The sequence below is a fragment of the Mesorhizobium terrae genome (genome assembly GCF_008727715.1).
Lineage (GTDB): Bacteria > Pseudomonadota > Alphaproteobacteria > Rhizobiales > Rhizobiaceae > Mesorhizobium > Mesorhizobium terrae.
Genome location: NZ_CP044218.1, coordinates 5083805 through 5103225 on the forward strand (window position 1 = coordinate 5083805; position 19421 = coordinate 5103225).

At 63.5% G+C, this 19421-nt stretch carries 20 protein-coding genes and 1 pseudogene; 13 read left to right on the forward strand and 8 right to left on the reverse strand.

Annotated elements, in window-relative coordinates:
• The first annotated feature begins 127 nt into the window (after positions 1-127).
• The 5 genes from aroQ to FZF13_RS25635 all read left to right on the forward strand — a co-directional run bounded on the left by aroQ (position 128) and on the right by FZF13_RS25635 (position 6363).
• On the forward strand, positions 128-562 hold the full coding sequence (gene aroQ / locus FZF13_RS25615; protein ID WP_024926537.1) for a type II 3-dehydroquinate dehydratase: 435 nt from the start codon (positions 128-130) through the stop codon (positions 560-562).
• Between the two features lie 26 nt (positions 563-588).
• Entirely contained in the window at positions 589-1053 is a 465-nt protein-coding gene (gene accB / locus FZF13_RS25620; RefSeq protein ID WP_024926538.1) for an acetyl-CoA carboxylase biotin carboxyl carrier protein, read from the forward strand.
• An 18-nt stretch (positions 1054-1071) separates the two neighbouring features.
• Entirely contained in the window at positions 1072-2418 is a 1347-nt protein-coding gene (gene accC / locus FZF13_RS25625) for an acetyl-CoA carboxylase biotin carboxylase subunit (protein ID WP_024926539.1), read from the forward strand.
• A gap of 116 nt (positions 2419-2534) precedes the next feature.
• Positions 2535-3146, forward strand: a complete 612-nt coding sequence (gene aat, locus FZF13_RS25630) for a leucyl/phenylalanyl-tRNA--protein transferase (RefSeq protein ID WP_024926540.1) — start codon at positions 2535-2537, stop codon at positions 3144-3146.
• Between the two features lie 235 nt (positions 3147-3381).
• On the forward strand, positions 3382-6363 hold the full coding sequence (locus FZF13_RS25635; protein WP_024926541.1) for an autotransporter outer membrane beta-barrel domain-containing protein: 2982 nt from the start codon (positions 3382-3384) through the stop codon (positions 6361-6363).
• 101 nt (positions 6364-6464) lie between these two features.
• Here the strand turns inward: FZF13_RS25635 and FZF13_RS25640 are convergent, their stop codons facing one another.
• Positions 6465-6860, reverse strand: a complete 396-nt coding sequence (locus FZF13_RS25640) for a rhodanese-like domain-containing protein (RefSeq protein WP_024926542.1) — start codon at positions 6858-6860, stop codon at positions 6465-6467.
• Between the two features lie 61 nt (positions 6861-6921).
• On the opposite strand from FZF13_RS25640, the gene ftrA reads away from it, so the two are divergent.
• Positions 6922-7911 carry a transcriptional regulator FtrA gene (gene ftrA, locus FZF13_RS25645; protein ID WP_051504840.1) on the forward strand — a complete coding sequence of 330 codons (990 nt, stop codon included), beginning with the start codon at positions 6922-6924 and terminating at the stop codon, positions 7909-7911.
• A gap of 36 nt (positions 7912-7947) precedes the next feature.
• Here the strand turns inward: ftrA and FZF13_RS25650 are convergent.
• Both FZF13_RS25650 and FZF13_RS25655 read right to left on the reverse strand, forming a co-directional pair.
• Positions 7948-8376 (reverse strand): annotated as a pseudogene (locus FZF13_RS25650) (DUF2155 domain-containing protein); the annotation flags it as partial.
• Positions 8377-8779: 403 nt separating this feature from the next.
• Positions 8780-9178, reverse strand: coding sequence for an NADH:ubiquinone oxidoreductase subunit NDUFA12 (locus FZF13_RS25655; protein ID WP_024926545.1), 399 nt, complete (start codon positions 9176-9178; stop codon positions 8780-8782).
• 240 nt (positions 9179-9418) lie between these two features.
• Between FZF13_RS25655 and panB the strand changes: the two genes are divergently transcribed.
• Both panB and panC read left to right on the forward strand, forming a co-directional pair.
• Positions 9419-10258 carry a 3-methyl-2-oxobutanoate hydroxymethyltransferase gene (gene panB / locus FZF13_RS25660; RefSeq protein WP_024926546.1) on the forward strand — a complete coding sequence of 280 codons (840 nt, stop codon included), beginning with the start codon at positions 9419-9421 and terminating at the stop codon, positions 10256-10258.
• Positions 10255-11106 (forward strand): pantoate--beta-alanine ligase, encoded by an 852-nt coding sequence (gene panC / locus FZF13_RS25665; protein ID WP_024926547.1) that lies wholly within the window; start codon positions 10255-10257, stop codon positions 11104-11106. Before panB ends, panC begins: the two co-directional genes overlap by 4 nt.
• A gap of 22 nt (positions 11107-11128) precedes the next feature.
• On the opposite strand, the gene FZF13_RS25670 is transcribed toward panC, so the two are convergent.
• Entirely contained in the window at positions 11129-11650 is a 522-nt protein-coding gene (locus FZF13_RS25670) for a hypothetical protein (protein ID WP_024926548.1), read from the reverse strand.
• 102 nt (positions 11651-11752) lie between these two features.
• Between FZF13_RS25670 and FZF13_RS25675 the strand changes: the two genes are divergently transcribed.
• Complete coding sequence (locus FZF13_RS25675; protein ID WP_051504842.1) at positions 11753-12376, forward strand: TetR/AcrR family transcriptional regulator; 624 nt, start codon at positions 11753-11755, stop codon at positions 12374-12376.
• A gap of 54 nt (positions 12377-12430) precedes the next feature.
• Here FZF13_RS25675 and FZF13_RS25680 read toward each other — a convergent pair whose 3' ends face one another.
• Positions 12431-12913, reverse strand: coding sequence for a GNAT family N-acetyltransferase (locus tag FZF13_RS25680; protein WP_024926549.1), 483 nt, complete (start codon positions 12911-12913; stop codon positions 12431-12433).
• 5 nt (positions 12914-12918) lie between these two features.
• Positions 12919-14421, reverse strand: coding sequence for an Asp-tRNA(Asn)/Glu-tRNA(Gln) amidotransferase subunit GatB (gene gatB, locus FZF13_RS25685; RefSeq protein ID WP_024926550.1), 1503 nt, complete (start codon positions 14419-14421; stop codon positions 12919-12921).
• A gap of 318 nt (positions 14422-14739) precedes the next feature.
• On the opposite strand from gatB, the gene FZF13_RS25690 reads away from it, so the two are divergent.
• The 4 genes from FZF13_RS25690 (at position 14740) to FZF13_RS25705 (ending at position 18008) form a co-directional block, all read left to right on the forward strand.
• Positions 14740-15594: a MetQ/NlpA family lipoprotein gene (locus tag FZF13_RS25690; protein WP_137900465.1), complete on the forward strand. Its 855-nt coding sequence runs from the start codon at positions 14740-14742 to the stop codon at positions 15592-15594.
• Between the two features lie 119 nt (positions 15595-15713).
• Entirely contained in the window at positions 15714-16820 is a 1107-nt protein-coding gene (locus tag FZF13_RS25695; RefSeq protein ID WP_373426397.1) for a methionine ABC transporter ATP-binding protein, read from the forward strand.
• A complete protein-coding gene (locus FZF13_RS25700) occupies positions 16813-17469 on the forward strand; it encodes a methionine ABC transporter permease (protein ID WP_024926553.1) in 657 nt (218 codons plus the stop codon). The genes FZF13_RS25695 and FZF13_RS25700 overlap by 8 nt, the downstream gene beginning before the upstream one ends.
• 281 nt (positions 17470-17750) lie before the next feature.
• Positions 17751-18008: a YjhX family toxin gene (locus tag FZF13_RS25705; protein ID WP_024926554.1), complete on the forward strand. Its 258-nt coding sequence runs from the start codon at positions 17751-17753 to the stop codon at positions 18006-18008.
• 86 nt (positions 18009-18094) lie between these two features.
• Here FZF13_RS25705 and FZF13_RS25710 read toward each other — a convergent pair whose 3' ends face one another.
• Together FZF13_RS25710 and FZF13_RS25715 are read right to left on the reverse strand one after the other, a co-directional pair.
• On the reverse strand, positions 18095-18526 hold the full coding sequence (locus tag FZF13_RS25710; protein WP_024926555.1) for a CBS domain-containing protein: 432 nt from the start codon (positions 18524-18526) through the stop codon (positions 18095-18097).
• Positions 18527-18630: 104 nt separating this feature from the next.
• Entirely contained in the window at positions 18631-19353 is a 723-nt protein-coding gene (locus tag FZF13_RS25715; RefSeq protein WP_139116496.1) for a rhomboid family intramembrane serine protease, read from the reverse strand.
• Positions 19354-19421: the final 68 nt, after the last annotated feature.

Here is a 19421-nt window from a genome sequence, read left to right on the forward strand (position 1 = left end):
CCGGAAGCGGCGCGTTCGCGCTGTGGACAGGGCAAGAACGCACTTGCGCTCTTTTCGCGGCCGGTTATGCCCATTATAGAGGTCCGGCGCGCCGGCTACGTTCGGCGCGGGGAAAGGTGCCATTTTTTTGAAAACGGTTTTCGTCCTCAACGGTCCCAACCTCAACATGCTCGGCAAACGCGAGCCGTCCATCTATGGCGACAAGACACTGGACGACATCGCCGCCGATTGCGTGAAGGTAGGAACCGAACTCGGGCTGACCGTCGACTTCCGCCAGTCGAATCATGAAGGCCATCTGGTCGACTGGATCCAGGAAGCGGGCGAGCTTGCGGCCGGCGTCGTCATCAATGCCGGCGCCTACACTCACACCTCGATCGCCATCCACGACGCCATCAGGGGCGTTGCCCCGTTGCCCGTCGTGGAAGTGCATCTCTCGAACATCCACGCGCGCGAGCCGTTCCGGCATGTGTCCAGGATCGCCCCGCACGCCGTGGGCATGATCTGCGGCTTCGGGCCGCTTGGCTACACGCTGGCGCTGCAGGCGCTTGCCGCTCGCATATGAGCGGAAAGACAAAAGAAGGGTCGGACATGACGACGAAGAAAACCGGTGTTGATCAGCAACTGATCCGCGATCTCGCGGGCATCCTGAACGACACCAATCTAACCGAGATCGAAGTCGAGCTCGGCGATCTGAAGCTGCGCGTCTCGCGCCATGCACCGGCGGTTCACGCCATCGCGGCGCCGGCGCCCATGATTGCCCAGCAGGCCGCGGCAACCGCCGCTGCGCCGGCGGCAGCGGCAAGCCCGGCCGATGTTTCCAAGAACGCGGTCCCCTCGCCCATGGTCGGCACCGCCTATCTCGCCCCCTCGCCCGACGCCAAGCCCTTCGTCGAGATCGGCCAGAAGGTGAAGGAAGGCCAGACGCTGTTGATCATCGAAGCCATGAAGACCATGAACCAGATCCCGTCGCCGCGCGGCGGCACGGTGACGGCGATCCTGATCGAGGACGCGCAGCCGGTCGAATACGGAATGCCGCTCGTCGTGATCGAGTAAGGCGCGGGGACGGACGGAATGATCCAGAAGATCCTGATCGCCAATCGCGGCGAAATCGCACTGAGGGTCCTGCGCGCCTGCAAGGAACTCGGCATCCAGACCGTTGTCGTGCACTCCACTGCCGACGCCGACGCCATGCATGTGCGCCTTGCCGACGAGAGCGTGTGCATCGGCCCGCCGCCGTCGCGCGACAGCTACCTCAACATCCATCAGATCGTCGCCGCCTGCGAGATCACCGGTGCGGATGCCGTGCATCCGGGCTATGGCTTCCTGTCGGAGAACGCCAAGTTCGCCGACATCCTGGCGGCGCACAACATCACCTTCATCGGCCCCTCGGGCGACCATATCCGCATCATGGGCGACAAGATCGAGGCCAAGCGCACTGCCAAGCGCCTCGGCATCCCGGTCGTTCCAGGTTCGGAAGGCGCGGTCACCGACGAAAAGGAAGCCAAGCGCGTGGCCGCCGAGATCGGCTACCCGGTCATCATCAAGGCCTCAGCCGGCGGTGGTGGACGCGGCATGAAGGTGGCGCGCACGGAAGACGATCTGGAAGTGGCGCTTGCCACGGCCCGGTCGGAAGCGGGCGCGGCCTTCGGCGACGACGCGGTCTATATCGAGAAATATCTCGAGAAGCCGCGCCATATCGAATTGCAGGTGTTCGGCGACGGTTTTGGCAATGGCGTGCATTTCGGCGAGCGCGACTGTTCGCTGCAGCGCCGTCACCAGAAGGTCTGGGAAGAAGCGAACTCGCCTGCCCTCAACGAGGAAGCCCGCGCCCGCATCGGCGGCATCTGCGCCAAGGCGGTCGCCGATCTCGGCTATTCGGGTGCCGGCACCATCGAATTCCTCTACGAAAACGGCGAATTCTACTTCATCGAGATGAACACCCGCCTGCAGGTGGAGCATCCGGTAACGGAAGCGATCACCGGCATCGACCTGGTGCACGAGCAGATCCGCGTCGCTTCCGGCGGCGGGCTTTCGGTGCGGCAGGAGGACATCAAGTTCAACGGCCACGCCATCGAGTGCCGCATCAACGCCGAGGACCCGCGCACCTTCACGCCATCGCCCGGCACGATCACGCATTTCCATACACCCGGCGGCCTGGGCATTCGCGTCGATTCCGGCGTCTATTCGGGCTACAAGATCCCGCCCTACTATGACAGCCTGATCGGCAAGCTGATCGTGCACGGCCGCAACCGCGTCGAATGCATGATGCGGCTGCGCCGCGCGCTCGACGAATTCGTGGTCGACGGCATCAAGACGACGCTGCCGCTGTTCCGCGACCTGGTCGGCAATGCCGATATCGCCAATGGCGACTACGACATCCACTGGCTGGAAAAGTACCTGGCAGCCACGGCCGAGTAAAAAATGGCAGGCCCTTCTCTTTTACGGGAGAAGGGCATCTTCCTCCCGGCGAGACTGGCGGCATCGCACTTTTCGACATCTCGAAGGCCATGCACCAGGCGCGCTATAAAGGCCCAATGACTCGCCCCTTCGCGCCCGGCTATCGCATCCCGACCGACCTTTTGCTCAAGGCGTATGCCTCGGGTGTCTTCCCGATGGCCGAGAGCGCCGACGATCCGGAGGTGTTCTGGGTGCGGCCGGAAACGCGCGGCATCATTCCGCTCGACGATTTCCATGTGCCGAAAAGCCTTGCCAAGACGATACGCAAGGCACCCTTCGACATCCGCTTCGACCACGACCTTGCCGCGACCATCGATGCCTGCGCCGAACAGCGCCAAGTGCGCCAGTCGACCTGGATCAATGCGCCGATCCGCGAAGCCTATGTGAAACTGCACGAGATGGGGCATTGCCATTCGGTCGAGGCCTGGCAGGAAGGCCGAATGGTCGGCGGGCTCTATGGCGTGTCGCTGGGGCGCGTCTTCTTCGGCGAGAGCATGTTTTCGCGCGAGACCGACGCCTCGAAAATCTGCCTTGTCCATCTGGTGCAAAGGCTGAACGCGCGCGGTTTTGCCCTGCTCGACACCCAGTTCACCACCGAGCACCTGAAGCGCTTCGGCGCCGTCGACGTGCCACGCGCCCGCTACGAGAAGATGCTGGCCGCCGCCTTGCAGGGTCGCGCCGACTTCTAGCACCTGGCATTTCGGCTGGTTCGATTGATGCCCCGATGTTGGACCAAATCAAAAAAGCCGGGCATTTCAAGCAGATGGGCTATCTTTTTAGCGCACGCTTACCTATGGTCACGGGACTGGGTGGGTTTCAAACAACAATCGGAATTCGGGCGTCGGTGGATTGAATACACCGGCTGGTGACCCGTAAATTCCGGCAGGGGGCATTTTGCAGTACAAAGCATTTGGGCGATCAGGCGTGATCGCAACGGCGTCCGTTGTCGCCATTTCCACCGCCATGTGGGCTTCCCAAGCAGCGGCACAATTCACGCTTTCAGTGCCGCGGACGGTGCCCATTCTGTTGTCCGGCCCGATCGGAACCCTCCACGTTACAAACAGCGGTTCCATCACTCTCAACAACAACAACGCCATCTGGACAGGCAGTGTCGCTCCGTTCGGCACATGGACAATCAATGTCGATGGCAGCCTCAAGGTTCTCCCCGGCGCAGACACGTACAACGCCATTCAGCTTCTCGGTGGCGGAACGGTCAACGTCTCGTCCACCGGCCAGGTCGAAGGCACGCAAACCGGAATAGAAATCCGGAGCAGCCTCGGCAATGTCCAGAATGACGGCATAATCCGTGGACAGAAAGGCGCCGCCATCTACATCGATGCGGGAGGTGTCGCCGAAAATCGAGGCACAATCGTAGGCGGCGTGGCCTTCGGCAACGCGCCCGGCACTTTTATCAACAAGAGCTCGATCTCAGGCAATGGTAACGACTACGGCTACCCGTACGGCATCACCATGAGCAAAGGCGGTTCCGTCAACAATTCCGGAACCATCGAATTCACCAATGTAGGCCAGACATTCTATAGCGCCGGAGATATCAACTTCATAAACTCCGGCACCTATAGCGCTGTCGGCGCCACGAGCCAGACTTCCTCCGTGATGATGGTGAACGGCGCAGTCGTCGCCGACAATTCGGGCCTCATCAAGGGGCGAGATCTCGGCATGTTCGTTTCCGGCGGAACCGCCGATGTCACCAACTCCGGCACGATACAAGGCACCACGCTTCACGCGGTTGCGTTGCATACGGGGACAGGCGTCGCGTCCTTCAAGCAAACTGCTGGCAAGCTCGAAGGTGGACGGCACGGCCTTTCGGTCCTGACCAAGGGCGATACCACCGTGGCCGTGAGCGGCGGCTCGATCACCGGCGGCATGACCGACGCCACCGGCGTCGGCGTGATATTCCGAGACAGTGGCAAGACCACCATGACGGTCAGCAACGCCACGATTTCGGGCCGGGCGGCCGCCATCCAGGGCGGCTCGGGAACATTCGACCTCAAGCTTGGCCAGGGCAGCAACATTCAGGGCGATATCAAGCTCGGCTCTGGCGATTCCAAACTCGAGATCGCGACGGGTGTGATCGTCAACGGCAAGATAGACGGCGAAGCGGGCATCAATACCTTGCGGCTCACCGGTGCAGGCAGCAGCACGCTTTCCAGCGACATCCTCAACATTGCCGCGCTTGAGGTCGATTCCAGCGGTGGTGTCTGGAAATTGACGGGCAGCGGAACGTTTGCCAATGGCATAAAGATCGTCGCGGGCGAGCTTTCCGTGAATGGCAATTTCAACGCGGCGACGACCGTCGGCGCCGGCGCCTTGCTGGAAGGCAACGGCACGCTAGGCACCACCATCGTCACCAGCGGCGCGACCGTGGCACCCGGCAATTCCATCGGAACGCTACACGTAGCCGGCGATCTCACGCTGGGAAGCGGGTCGGTCTATGCCGTCGAAATCGGCGGGGGCGGCACAGCGGACCTGTTGAGCATTACCGGCAAGGCGATATTGCAGGGCGGCACCGTTTCCGTGACCGCGCTCGATCCCGAGGCCAGCTACCGGAATGGCCAAAGCTACACGATCCTGACCGCGGCAGGCGGCGTAGTCGGAACATTCGACCCGACAGTTCTGTCGAAATCCGCGTTTCTCCAGGCTGATCTCAACCACACGGCCAACGCCGTGGCCCTGGTGATCGCGACGAAAACACCTCCTGTGGTGGTAGTGCCGCCAATCGTCAAACCCAAGCCCGAAGCGCCGCCGCTTTTCACTACGGTGACGCAGACGCAGAACCAGTACGCCACGGCAGGCGCCCTGGACAGGCTTGAGCAGAAGGGAGCCTCACTGGCGCTCTACAACCGCCTGCTGGTGCTGGATGCGGCTTCGGCCCGCGGCGCATTCGATCTCTTGTCCGGCGAGATGCATGCCTCGATCAAAAGCATGCTCCTGGAGGACAGCCACGCCATGCGTGACGCGGTGTTGGCCCGGCTGCGCGCAACATCCCGCGATACAGGCCCGACCGCCTTGCCGATCATGTCCTTCGGCCCCGGTGGCACGGACATTGCCATTGAGGATCCCGACAAGCTCGCCCTCTGGGCGGACGCCTTCGGTTCCTGGGGACGATGGGACGGCGGCGCCAATACAGCAAGGTTCGATCGCTCCACCGGAGGGCTGCTGATGGGCGGCGATGCCGCGATCGGCGATCATTGGCGCGCCGGCCTGGTTGCCGGTTACAGCCACACCAGCTTCGACTTGGATGCCCGCGCATCGTCCGGTAATAGCGACAACTACCATCTCGGCGTCTTTGGCGGCGGCCAGTGGGGGGCGTTTGGCCTACGCGCCGGCGGCGCCTACACCAGGCATAAGCTGGAAACAGCCCGCACCGTCGACTTTAGCGGGTTCTCGGACGCCCTTGCCGCCGACTACGATGCCGGAACCGCGCAGGTCTTCGGCGAGGCCGGCTACCGCTTCGATACGGATGCGCTCCATTTCGAACCTTTTGTCGGCCTCGCTTATGTCAGCGTCCGGAACGACGGCTTTACCGAAAAAGGCAATGCCGCGGCACTCACCGCCAGCTCAGCCGCGTCAGATGCGACGTTCACCACCATTGGTTTGCGCGCCGAGACCGATTTCACGCTGGGCGATGTCAAGGCATCGGCACGCGGCATGATCGGCTGGCGTCATGCCTTTGGCGATGTCGTTCCGCAGTCGGGGCTTGCTTTTGCCAATGGCGGCGCCTTCACGGTAACGGGCACGCCGATCGCCGAAAATGCCGCGGTGATCGACGCCGGCGTTGATTTTGCGGTATCGCCCGTTGCCACGCTCGGTGTCTCCTATAGCGGCCAGTTCGCCGGCAAGGCGCGCGACAATGGGTTCAGGTCGCAGCTGAAGATTTCATTCTAAGGAATGGACCGCTGAAGATCGGCCGCGGGGACGCGGCCGATCTTCCCCTGGTTACCTGCGCCCTGCTCCTGCCACAGGCGGCGTATTGGCTCAACGAACCGTCACGAACCGGCCGCCAGTTCGAAACCTTCATACCGCCAGCCGCTGATGCCGCCGCTCATGATCTTGACCGGCCTTCCGAGCTCGGCAAGGCGCAAGGCGCCGCGCGCAGCGCCGTTGCAATGCGGCCCTGAGCAATAGGCGACGAAGATGGTCTCCTCGTCCCACGCCTCCATCTTCGACCTTACGATCTTGCCGTGCGGCAGGTTGATCGCGCCGGGAACGTGCCCCTTCGCAAACATGGCCGGGCTGCGCACATCGAGCAGTACGAAATCAGCACCTTTCGACAGCGATTCGTGAACATCCCAGCAGTCGGTTTCAAACTCGAATTCGGCGACGAAATGCGCGCGGGCGCGGTCGCTTGGCGCCGGCTTCACGGCGGTTACATAGCTCGGCATGGCGTCTCTCCTTTGGTCCGCCCCTTGTCATCTCCTGCGCGCCGGCTTGCAAATGGCGTGAATGACAATATACGTAAAGATCATGCCAAACCCTTCCGAACCGCTCGTCGTTGCGCTGTTGTATGACGGCCTGTGCACGTTCGAATTCGGCATCGTCGCCGAAATCTTCGGCCTGGCACGGCCCGAAATGGGCCCGAACTGGTATCGCTTCGCGAGTTGCCCGGTCGATGAGGGCCCGATGCGCGCCCATGGCGGCCTCAGGCTGGTGGCCGACGGCGCGCCCGAACTGATCGAGCAGGCGGACATCATTGTCGTTCCGGGCTGGCGCGGCGCCGATGCTCCGGTGCCCGAGGAGTTGTGCCGGCGACTTCGCGATGCCCATTCCAGGGGCGCACGCCTAGCGTCGATCTGTTCGGGCGCCTTCGTGCTGGCGGCGACAGGATTGCTGGATGGCGGCACGGCCACAACGCATTGGCGTTATGCCGAACCGTTTCGGCGCCGTTTTCCCGGCATTACCGTCGACGAAACCTCGCTCTACCGCGAGCACGACCGCATCCTGACTTCCGCCGGCAGCGCGGCGGGCATAGACCTGATGATCGAGATCGTGCGGCAGGATTTTGGCGCCGTCGCCGCGAACTCGGTTGCGCGGCGGCTGGTAATGCCCGCGCACCGCGCCGGCGGACAGGCGCAGTTTCTGGAACGACCGGTGCCTCACCGCAAGGGCTCGGAGATCGCCCCGCTGCTCGACACGCTTCGCGCCAATCTGCAGTCGCGCTGGACCGTCGAGGCCATGGCCGCCGAATGCCGGATGAGCGCCCGAACCTTCGTGCGCCGATTCGCCGACGCGACCGGAACCTCGCCCGGCGATTGGCTCGTCGAAGAACGCATCGCATGGGCAAAGCAGTTGTTGTGCCGGCGGCCCCTCAGCATCGACGACGTCGCCGAAGCCGTCGGCTTTGGCAGCGCCTACACGCTTCGGCACCATTTCCGCAGGCATGTCGGCATCAGCCCGACCGAATACCGCGCGCGCTTCATGGCGGAGCTGACCTGATCATGCGACGCGTCGGTAGCGGCAGGCCGCCGCCAGCTACTTCTTGGCGTTGACCTTGGCCGGAGCGCCGGACGACGGCGTGTTGGGCGCCTGCGGCGCAGGCACGTCGGACTTCTGCTTGCAGCCCTTCAGCCAGACGTCATAAACGGCGTGCTCGACGGCATTCAAGCCGGGGCTTTCGGCGAACATCCAGCCGGTGAAGATGCGGCGGATCTTGCGGTCCAGCGTGATCTCATCCACCTCGACGAAGGAATCGGTCTTCGGCGCATCGGCGCCCGGGCGCGAATAGCAAACGCGCGGGGTGACCTGCAGCGCGCCGAACTGCACCGTCTCGTCGATATAGACGTCGAACGAAATGATGCGGCCGGTGATCTTGTCGATGCCGGAGAATTCAGCGACCGGATTGGCGACGCGCTCGACCGCCGGCGTGTGGGAAGGTTGTTCCTTGGCCGCCTTGTTCTGGGCAGGCTTGCTTTGGGCGGGTTGGTTTTGGCCGGGCTGGTTCTGGGCAGGTTGCGGCTTGACTGTCTGACCCGGAGCGGCTTGTTCAGCCGGCTGGCCTTGGTCAGGCTGCTCCTGCATGGGCTGACCGAGATTCGGGTCCGGCTGGACCTGGAACGGCACATTGGACGGCGTTTCGTTCGCCGGCGGGTCCCAGGGCATCTGCTGCGAATTCGCATGAAGCGGGTGAGCAACCGCCAGCATCGCTGCCAAGGCACCGGTCGAAAGGCGGCTGAAAGATTTCATACGGACGACCCGTCTTTGGGCAATTGATTCTCGACGCCCAAAGGTAGAGCGTTCCGGCGAAGCGAACCAGCTAAACGGCAAATGTGGCGAGAACCCGAATATAGCGAGAGCCCAAACCGGCTCAGGAACCCGGCGTCCAGGCGTCGTAGTCGCCCGTCACCTGGGGACGATGCTGCGTGCCGAGAATGGAACCCTTCGGCCGGTAGGCGGCGGGGCTGCCGGTCAAGTTCGGTTGATACGGCTTCTGCCATTCGCGCGGCTTGTAGGTCTCGTTGACCGGCGCAACGTCGACGCGGTGATGGATCCAGCCGTGCCAGCCGGGCGGGATCGCCGAAGCTTCCGACTTTCCGGCATAGATCACCCAACGACGGGTCAGGCCGTCCGAATTGATGCCGCCTTCGTAATAGACGTTGCCGAACTCGTCCTGGCCGACCTTCTTGCCGTGGCGCCAGGTGTGGAAACGCGTGCCCAGCGTCTGGCCGTTCCACCAGGTGAAAAACTGCGTCAGAAAGCCTGCCATGCTGGTCCTCGCGGGCGTATGCGGTTGCCTGCTTATGGCGCTCCACTCGGCGGAAGGCAAGGGTTTAGATGGTTGCTGCTTCTCCTTCTCCCCTTGCGGGAGAAGGCAAGCGTCTATCTTTTCGCAATTGCTCAATAATTATCTCGCACTTGCAAAAAACTTAGCCGCTCCGTATCCCTAGCAGGTCCGGTCCGCCGGGCTCTCGGACAGGCCCCGCCCGTCCGTCGAGGGAGGAGAAAGATGGCTTCCGACGCGACTGCGGCCACGCCCCGCATCACGCCTGCCGAGCTTATGGCCCGCAAGGGCGGCACGCCCATCGTTTGCCTGACCGCCTACACCTATCCGATCGCCCGGCTGCTCGATCCGCATGTCGATCTTCTCCTGGTCGGCGACAGCGTCGCCATGGTGTTGCACGGCCACAAGACGACGCTCGGTGCCACCATGGAGATGATGATCCTGCACGGCCAGGCGGTGATGCGTGGTTCGTCCCATGCCTGCGTGGTGCTCGACATGCCGGCCGGCAGTTACGAGCACTCCTCCGCCGAAGCGCTGGCCTCCGCCCGGCGGCTGATCGCCGAAACCGGCTGCGACGCGGTCAAGCTGGAAGGCGGCGTCGACATGGAGGCGCAGATTGCCGCGATCACCAGCGCCGGCATCCCGGTGATGGGCCATATCGGGCTGCAGCCGCAGTCGGTGGAGAAGGACGGCGGCTACAAGATCAAGGGCGGCACCGACGACGCCATTGCCGCGCTGCTTGCCGATGCACAGGCGGTCGAGCGCGCCGGTGCCTTCTCAATGGTCATCGAAGGCACGATGGAACCGGTGGCCGCCGAAATCACCCGCCGGTCCGCCATTCCCACCATCGGCATCGGCGCGAGTGCGGTCTGCAACGGGCAGATCCTGGTCATAGATGACGCCATCGGGCTGACCGTCGACCGCGTGCCGAAATTCGTCAAGGAATATGCCGTGCTGCGCGACATCGTGGCCGAGGCGGCCGCACGCTATGGCTCGGAGGTGCGCGCCCGCAGCTTCCCCGGCCCCGAACATGTCTTCCAGCCCAAGGGCAAGGCAGAATCATGAAACAGCCACAAGTCATTGAAACTGTTTCCGATCTTCGCGCCGTGGTGCGGGATTGGCGCAGCCAGGGCCTGAGCGTCGCTATGGTGCCGACCATGGGCGCCCTGCATGACGGCCATGTCTCGCTGATGCGCATCGCGCTGGAACGTGCCGATCGCTGCGTGGTGTCGATCTTCGTCAATCCGACGCAGTTCGCGCCGACCGAAGACCTCGACAAATATCCGCGCCAGCTTGCCGCCGACCTCGAGCGGCTGGCGCACGCCGGCGTGCAACTCGCCTTCACGCCGACGGCGGCGGAAATGTATCCGCACGGTTTTGCCGCCAAAATTGCCATTGGCGGCCCCTCGGCCGGGCTCGAGACGGACTTCCGCCCGACCTTTTTCGACGGCGTCGCCACCGTTGTGGCCAAGCTCTTCCTGCAGGCGCTGCCAGACTGCGCGATCTTCGGCGAGAAGGACTACCAGCAGCTCTGCGTGGTGAAGAAGCTCTGCCGCGACCTCGATATCCCTGTCGAAGTGATCGGCGCGCCGACCGTGCGCGATGCGCAGGGGTTGGCCATGTCCTCGCGCAACGCCTACCTCTCGCCGGCGGAACTGGCGGTTGGCCGGCAGCTCAACACCATCCTGCGCCACGCCGCATCGGCGCTTCAGCTGGGCGCCGATCCTGGAGAAACGCTCGAAACCGCCCGGCTGCATATCCTGGAGGCCGGTTTCGGCCGCGTCGACTATGTCGAAGCGCGCGAGAGCGACACGCTTGCGCCTTGGCGCCGCGACCGCGCCGGGCGCATCTTAGCCGCGGCTTGGCTCGGCACGACACGGCTCATCGACAATATCGAGGTGACGGGGATTTGAGGGCTCTGCCCAATCCGGAGCGTCAGGACGCCAACCCTCCGGCGATGATCTCAGCCGTCTTGGGCTGCGGCCGGGCCAGCAGATAGAATGCCAGCACGTGGGTGATCATCAAGGCCGGTACATAGAGGATCGGAACCCAATAGGCAGCAGCCAGTGCGCCAGCCCGATCCGGAAGCCCCAGCTGCACGCCGTGATAATAGTTGATGATGAGATCGGCCGTTCCCACCACGTTGAAGGCGACGACGAACAGCCAGAACAGCGGCCGCACCCGGACCGCCTGCAGCGCAACCATGGCCAGCACCCCGGTGATGAAATCGCCATAGGCAGCGGATGGCGCAAATCCTGCGGGCAAATCCGGACCGACGACGCCGGGAAGGATGAAGACCAGCCCGAAAAAGCGGAAACTATGCAGCGTGGCGATGGCGCGCTGCACCTGGAAATGGTCCATCGACTTCAGTTTCGGCAACACATAGGTGCCTAATATCAGCAACCATGGCACATAGCCGAGGACGAGTTGGATTGTGAAAATAGTCGCCGGCGACATAAACATCTCCCGTCGGGACCGCCCGATCAGCATGAGTGATGGAATGCGACAACATCGGCCGCTATGATGGTACCCATCGGTACCAAAGTCAAGGAGGACGCCGTGGCAACAGCATCCGAGACCTCGCCGCCGGATGATGCGGACCGGAAGCCGGCGCGGGCGCGCATCATCGACGCCGCCTTCGCGGCCTTTGGCGTGCACGGCTATGCTCAGACAAGCATGCTGGAGATCGCAACCCGCGCCAAAGTCTCCAAGCGCGAGCTCTACGCGCTGGTCGGCAACAAGCACGACATGCTGGTCGCCTGCATATCGGAGCGCGCCGGCCGCATGCGCCCTTTGGCCGGCACGCCTGAGCTTGATGATCGCGAAAGTCTCGCCGACGTTTTGTCGGCATTCGGCGAGCGACTGCTTCGCGAGATCAGTGACCCGGTTGTGCTGGGCGTCTTTCGCCTGGCGATCGCCGAGGCCGAACGGGCACCGGAGATCGCGCGGGCGTTGGATTCGATTGGCCGGGCGGCGGCGCGCAATGAGTTGACGGCGATCCTGGAACAGGCGCGGTCGCGCGGCCTGCTGGTCGGAGACACTGTCGATTTGACGGAGCTGTTCCTGGCGTTGCTGTGGGGCGACCTGTTGATGAAGCTGCTGCTCGGCCTTGCCGAACCGCCTGAGCCGGGAAAGATCAGGCAGCGCGCCCGCGGCGCCGCGTCGGCCTTCCTGCACCTGTAGCTGACAGGTCCACAGGCGCGCCGCGCTCCCGCGAGAAAAACGCAGGGCGCGCCTTCACCCCAACCGCTTTTCCATACTCACAATCATGGCGTCGACCCATTGAGTGGCGGGGCGCCTGCCAAATTCGACGAAGCCGTTTGCCCGGTAGAAGTCCCGCGCGCGCTGGTTCTTTTCCTCGACCTCCAGCCGCATCAGCCTGCATTCAGGAAAAGAATCTTCCAGTTCGGCCAGCAGCAGGCCACCAACGCCCCTGCCCTGCATTGACGGGCGCACGTCGAGTTCCGTCACTTCGACCAGTTCGTCTTCCTTCATCACCGCATGAGCCACGCCGGCAAGCTCGGCACCGGTGTCAGCAACGATGAATTCCGAACGCGGTTGCCTCAAAAGCTGTTTGAGCCAAGTCACGGAGTGCCAGTGTTCGGAAATCGCCGTCACGCCCTCCACGCCATAAATGGCGTCGTAGGTGGCATGCCATGTCTCGGCGAGCAGCGCCCTGATCGTCTCAAGGTCGCGCTCGCCCGCCGTGCGCACGAACATGGCGACTATTCCGTGATGCCGAGCTTGGCCTTGACCAGGTCGTTCACCGCCTGCGGGTTGGCCTTGCCGCCGGTCGCCTTCATGACCTGTCCGACGAACCAGCCCGCCATGGTCGGCTTGGCGCGCGCCTGCTCGACCTTGTCGGGGTTGGCCGCGATCACATCGTCCACTGCCTTTTCGATGGCGCCGGTGTCGGTGACCTGCTTCATGCCACGCTTCTCGACGATCTCCTTCGGGTCGCCGCCCTCGGCCCAGACGATCTCGAACAGGTCCTTGGCGATCTTGCCGGAAATGGTGCCTTCCTTGATGAGGTCGATGACACCGCCGAGTTGAGCCGGCGAAACCGGAGTCTCTTCAATGGCTTTGCCAGACTTGTTCAAGGCGCCCAGCAGGTCGTTGATGACCCAGTTCGCCACCGTCTTGCCGTCGCGGCCCGCCGCCACCTGCTCGAAATAGTCGGCAATCGCCTTTTCCGAGACCAGGATCGAGGCGTCATAGGCGGAGAGGCCGAGCTTCTCGACCAGCCGCGTCTTCTTGTCGTCCGGCAGTTCTGGCAGGTCCTTGGCCAAGGCATCGACATAGGCCTGGTCGAATTCCAGCGGCAAAAGGTCCGGGTCGGGGAAATAGCGGTAGTCATGCGCTTCTTCCTTGGAGCGCATGGAGCGGGTCTCGCCCTTCACCGCGTCGAACAGGCGGGTTTCCTGATCGATCTTGCCGCCGTCCTCCAGAATGGCGATCTGGCGGCGCGCCTCATATTCGATGGCCTGGCCGATGAAGCGGATGGAGTTCATGTTCTTGATCTCGCAGCGCGTGCCGAAACCCTCGCCCGGCCGGCGCACCGAGACGTTGACGTCGGCGCGCAGCGAACCCTCGTCCATGTTGCCGTCGCAGGTGCCGAGATAACGCACGATGGTGCGCAGCTTGGTGATGTAGGCCTTGGCCTCTTCGGAGGAACGAATGTCGGGCTTCGACACGATCTCCATCAGCGCCACGCCGGAGCGGTTCAGATCGACATAGGACATGGTCGGATGCTGGTCGTGCATCGACTTGCCGGCGTCCTGTTCGAGATGCAGGCGCTCGATGCCGACCTCGATATCCTCGAACTCGCCCTTCTTGTCCGGGCCTACGGAGACGATGACCGTGCCCTCGCCGACGATCGGCTGCTTGAACTGCGAGATCTGGTAGCCCTGCGGCAGGTCCGGGTAGAAGTAGTTCTTCCGGTCGAACACCGACTTGTGGTTGATCTCGGCCTTCAGCCCGAGGCCGGTGCGAATGGCCTGGCGCACGCATTCTTCGTTGATGACCGGCAGCATGCCGGGCATGGCGGCATCGACCAGCGACACATTGGCATTGGGCGCGGCACCGAAGGCGGTCGAGGCGCCGGAGAACAGTTTCGCTTCCGAAGTCACCTGGGCATGGACCTCCATGCCGATGATCACTTCCCAATCGCCGGTGGCGCCGGGGATCAGGCGTTTCGCGTCGGGCGTGCGGGTGTCGATGAGGGCCATGGGAACCTGTATTCGGGAAGCTGAGAAAATCGTCGGTTTGGGCTAGCGCAACCAGCCGCATGAGGCAAGACGCCGAAAGCTCCGCCTCGCTTCACCTCTTGTAGGAAAAACTTTGCACCTCGTCATCTCGCAACTGCGAAGGCGAGGTTCGTTCTGCTCCGATCGCCGGAATCTTTGAGACGATATTCCGCACATACCATGCGCCGGGCAAAGCGGTCCTTTGAACGGAAAGCCGGCTTTGTGAACGATAAAGACAGGCTTCGCATTCCGCGCCGCCACCCTTTTCGCCTCCCAAGGCTTTTTCGATTGAGGACCGCCATGACCATCACTTTGAAAAACCAATCCGGCCCGCTGTCTGCCAGGATCACCCGCCGCGCCGGCCTTGCGGCGCTGCTTGCCTCGGCTGTCGCCCTCGTCACTTTCGCGGCACCTTCATCCGCCTATGCGGAAGACAAGAAGGCGGTGAAGGTCGGCATCATTTCCGGCGAGGACGAGGATGTCTGGCGCGTCGTCACCGCCGAGGCGGCGAAGTCCGGCCTCATCATCCAGACCGTTGTCTTCAACGACTACACCCAGCCGAACGAGGCGCTGGAGCGCGGCGAGATCGACGCCAACGCCTTCCAGCACCAGCCTTATCTCGACAACCAGATCAAGACGCAGGGCTATCACATTGTGCGGGTGGGCTATACCGGCGTCTGGCCGATCGGCCTATATTCGAAGAAACACGCCAAGGTGGCCGATCTGGCCAAGGGCGCGGTGATCGGCGTGCCGAACGATCCTTCCAATGAAGGCCGGGCCCTGCGCGTGCTTGAAGGCGCCAAGCTGATCAAGCTGAAGGATGGCACCGGCATTCTGGCCACCACAGCCGACATCGCCGAAAACCCCGGCGGCATCACCATCAAGGAACTCGACGCCGGCATCGTCGGCCGCTCGGTGGAGGATCTCGACGCCGCTGTCGTCAACACCGACTGGGCACTGAAAAGCGGGCTGACGCCGGAAAACCGCATCGCCCAGGAGCCGATCGCCGACAACCCCTACCGCAACTTCATCGCGGTCAAGCAGGGCAATGAAACCGCGCCATGGGTGAAGACGCTGGTCGCCGCCTACCAGAACCCGACCGTGAAGGCCGAGTTCGACCGCGTCTACAAGGGCACCGGCATCAGCGCCTACTAAGCGCGATGCACCCCTATCTGGAACGGCATGCAGCCCGCGGCCCCTGGGGTGGCGGGCTGTCCGACATGGAGCCGCTCGATGCGGCGCCGCGGGAAGTCGTGGAGCTGAAAGGATATCCCGTGAACCAGCACGTCCTGGCGGAAATACCCGATCCGGCTGAGCTGTCGGACGACGACGTCCGGCCGGCCCAGCCCGCCCCTGCAGCCGGCGAAGAGGTCGTGCGCCTGGTCGACCTCAAGCGCCGCTTCGGCGAGACGCCGGCGCTGGAAGGCGTTTCGCTGACCGTGCGCAAGGGCGAAATCCTCGGCATCATCGGCCGCAGCGGCGCCGGCAAGTCGACGCTGATCCGCTGCCTCAACGGGCTGGAGCGGCCGGATTCCGGCGAGGTCCATGTCGAGGGCCGCGAGATCAGCCGCCTCTCCGAGGGCGAACTGCAGCCGCTCAGGCGGCGCATCGGCATGATCTTCCAGCATTTCAACCTCCTGTCGGCCAAGACAGTGGAAGACAATGTCGCCCTGCCGCTGAAGATCGAGGGCCGGCCGAAAGCGGAGCGCCGGGCGCGCGCTGCAGAACTGCTCGAGCTCGTCGGCCTTTCCGCCAAGGCCAAAGCCTATCCTTCGTCACTGTCGGGCGGCCAGAAACAGCGCGTCGGCATTGCCCGAGCGCTCGCTGCCGGGCCGGCGCTGCTGTTGTCGGACGAGGCCACCTCGGCGCTTGACCCCGAGACGACGCGCTCCATCCTGGCCCTGCTCAAGGACATCAACCAGCGCTTCGGCCTGACCATCCTGCTGATCACCCACGAGATGGAAGTGATCCGCTCCATCGCCGACCGCGTCGCGGTGATCGACGCCGGTCGCATTGTCGAGGAAGGGCCGGTCTGGTCGGTCTTTTCCGATCCGCAATCCGAGATCACCCAGAGCCTGCTTGGCGGCATCCGCCCGCAGCTTCCCGCCGCGATCGCCGAAAGGCTTTCGCCCGTTCCCGGCAGGGAGGCGATCCTGCGCGTCGACGTAGCCGGCGATGCCGCGCGGCGTCCGCTGCTGGCCGAGCTAGGTGCGGCCGTTCCCGGCCGCTTCCGCCTCATCCATGGCGGCATCGACCATGTCCAGGGCGAGCCCATCGGCAGCCTGTTCCTCGGCATTGCCGCCAAAGACGGCCAGGTCGCCAAATCACTCGATTTCCTGACCGCCCGGGGCGCCCGGGCAAAGGTGCTCGGTTATGTCTGAAATCATGTTTCAGCTTCTGCTGCGCTCGCTTTGGGAGACGATTGTGATGACGGCCGCCTCCGGCCTCATCTCGCTCGTCGCCGGCCTGCCGCTCGGATTGGCGCTGATCGCCACCGAGCGCGGCGGCATCGCCGAGAACCTTGCCCTGAACCGCGTTCTCGGTGCCATCATCAACGGCTTCCGTTCGGTACCGTTCATCATCCTGCTGGTCGCGCTGATCCCGGTGACGCGGCTGATCGTCGGCACCTCGATCGGCACATGGGCGGCGATCGTGCCGCTGTCGATCGCGGCGACGCCCTATTATGCCCGCATCGCTGAAGTGTCGCTGCGTGAGGTCGACCGCGGTCTGATCGAGGCGGCGCGCGCCATGGGCGGCAACCGCTGGACCATCATCCGCGAAGTGCTGGTGCCAGAGGCCCTGCCCGGTATCGTCGCCGGCTTCACGGTGACGCTGGTGACGCTGGTCGGCGCATCCGCCATGGCAGGCGCCATCGGTGCCGGCGGGCTCGGCGACCTTGCCATCCGCTATGGCTACCAGCGCTTCGAGACCAGCGTCATGATCGCGGTGGTAGCGGTGCTGATCGTGCTGGTCTGCGGCATTCAGTGGCTGGGCGACCGGCTGGTGGCGCGGCTCGATCATCGGGGCTGATTTCGTCCGCGTTTGATAGGCTCGCTCCGGCCAGCTTGGTTTTTTGCCGGACTTCGCCTATATGCCCTCCATCCCATGGAGTGTGGATGTTTACTTCGTCTGAGTCCCGCTAAGGCCCCGACCTTCCTCTGAAGGCGGGGCGTGAAAACCTGAAACCCCGTGCCGCGTTCGCGTGGCTGCGGTTTTTGTTGTTGGCCGTCCAGAGTTTGCGCATCGCGCTTGCCGAAACCGGTTCCGGTTTCGGGCCGACGCGCCGGCCAGGTTTTCCGGGAATTTTCCAAATGAACGTATCGCGCTTGGAACAGCGCATCCTGCACCTGCTCGCGCGGGGCGGACGCATCGACGTCGAAAAAGACGACAACGGCAAGATCGAGCTCGCACATTGCATCACCCGCGAAGGGTGGCGCTATCCGGACTTCGATCTCACCCTGTTCAAGAAACTGAAAAGCAAACGTGCCGTCGCATCCAGCAATGGCGGGCCTTATCGCATCACGCGTGAGGGTCTGAGGCTGGTTCGCGCGCAGCTCGACAATCGTTGATATCCAACGAAAACGCCTCCCCACGCGGCCTGTCGCCGGCGTGGGGAGGCGCCAGTCGCCAAGTCCCTCTTGGGGAGGGACAGAAATCAGGCCGTCGCGATATAGGCCTTGATCTGCTCGGCCTCGCGTTCCACCGTCTCGATGCGCCGCTTGACCACGTCGCCGATCGAGATGATGCCGTCGAGCAAGCCGTCCTTTTCCACCGGCAGATGGCGGAAGCGGCCATTGGTCATGATTTCCATGACCTCGTTGACGGTGTGGTTGGCGTTGCAGATCTTGACCTTCGGCGTCATCACGGCGCGCACCGGAAGTTCCAGCGCCGCCGCGCCTTCCTTGGCCACGACCCGCACCACATCGCGCTCGGAGAGAATGCCAACGATCTTGCGATCGCCATTGGTGATCACCAGAGCGCCGATGCGGCGGTCGGCCAAAAGTTGGATCGCTTCGGCCAGTTTCGCGTTGGGGCCGAGCGTGACGACCGCATGGCCCTTTGCCTCAAGAATTGCCTTAACAGTCATGGCGTCCTCCTCTGCATGATCCGCCTGCCCCTCACAGTCGGGCGGACAACGACGTCAAGCAGAGACATGGTGCGCCGTGATCGGTCGCTTTTCAAGTATTCCGATCAAGCCTGCCGGGCTTGCCGGCGATCGAACAAGCGCAGGCAGAGGAAGCCAGCGAGAAACCCGCCAATATGCGCTTCCCAGGCGATCTGGCTGTCGTTGCCCGGCACGAAACCGACGACGCCGGTGACGATGTTGATGACCATCCAGACGGCGAGGAAGCTCAGCGTGGCGCGCGAGCGCAGCACGGCGCTGAACGGCAATGGCGCACCGCCAAATGCGCCCTTGCCGGTGGAGCGATCGATGCTGAAGGCGAAACGCGCGGCCGCTCCCATCATGCCCGAGATCGAGCCCGAGGCGCCGACCAGCGGCGCCTGCATGGTCGGATGGATGGCGAAGAAGAAGAATGCCGCGGCAAGGCCGGTGAACGCGAAGAACAGGATAAAGCGCATCGCGCCGATGCGGTTGGCGAGCGGCGACCCGAACGCCACCAGCCAGACCATGTTGACGATCAGATGCGCCCAGCCGCCATGCAGGAACGTATAGGTGAACGGGCTCGAAAAAGCATAAAAATCAAGATCGTATTGCCCGGAATAACGAACCGGAATGAAGGCGGTGCGGATGAGAAGCTCGATATCCTGCTGCTGGGTCAGCAGATAGAGGCGCACCAGATGCACGCCGAAGCAGACGGCGACGATCGCGATGATGACAGCCGGCAGGTTGAAGACGGGCTCGTGCGGCAAGGCCTCATCCTGCGTTGGCTCGGCCTGTCCTGCCTCGTTCATCGCGTTCATCCCGTTTCGGTCCGCGAGCATGTAAGGCAAGGCGCGTTATTTCACAAATGGAGATCGGC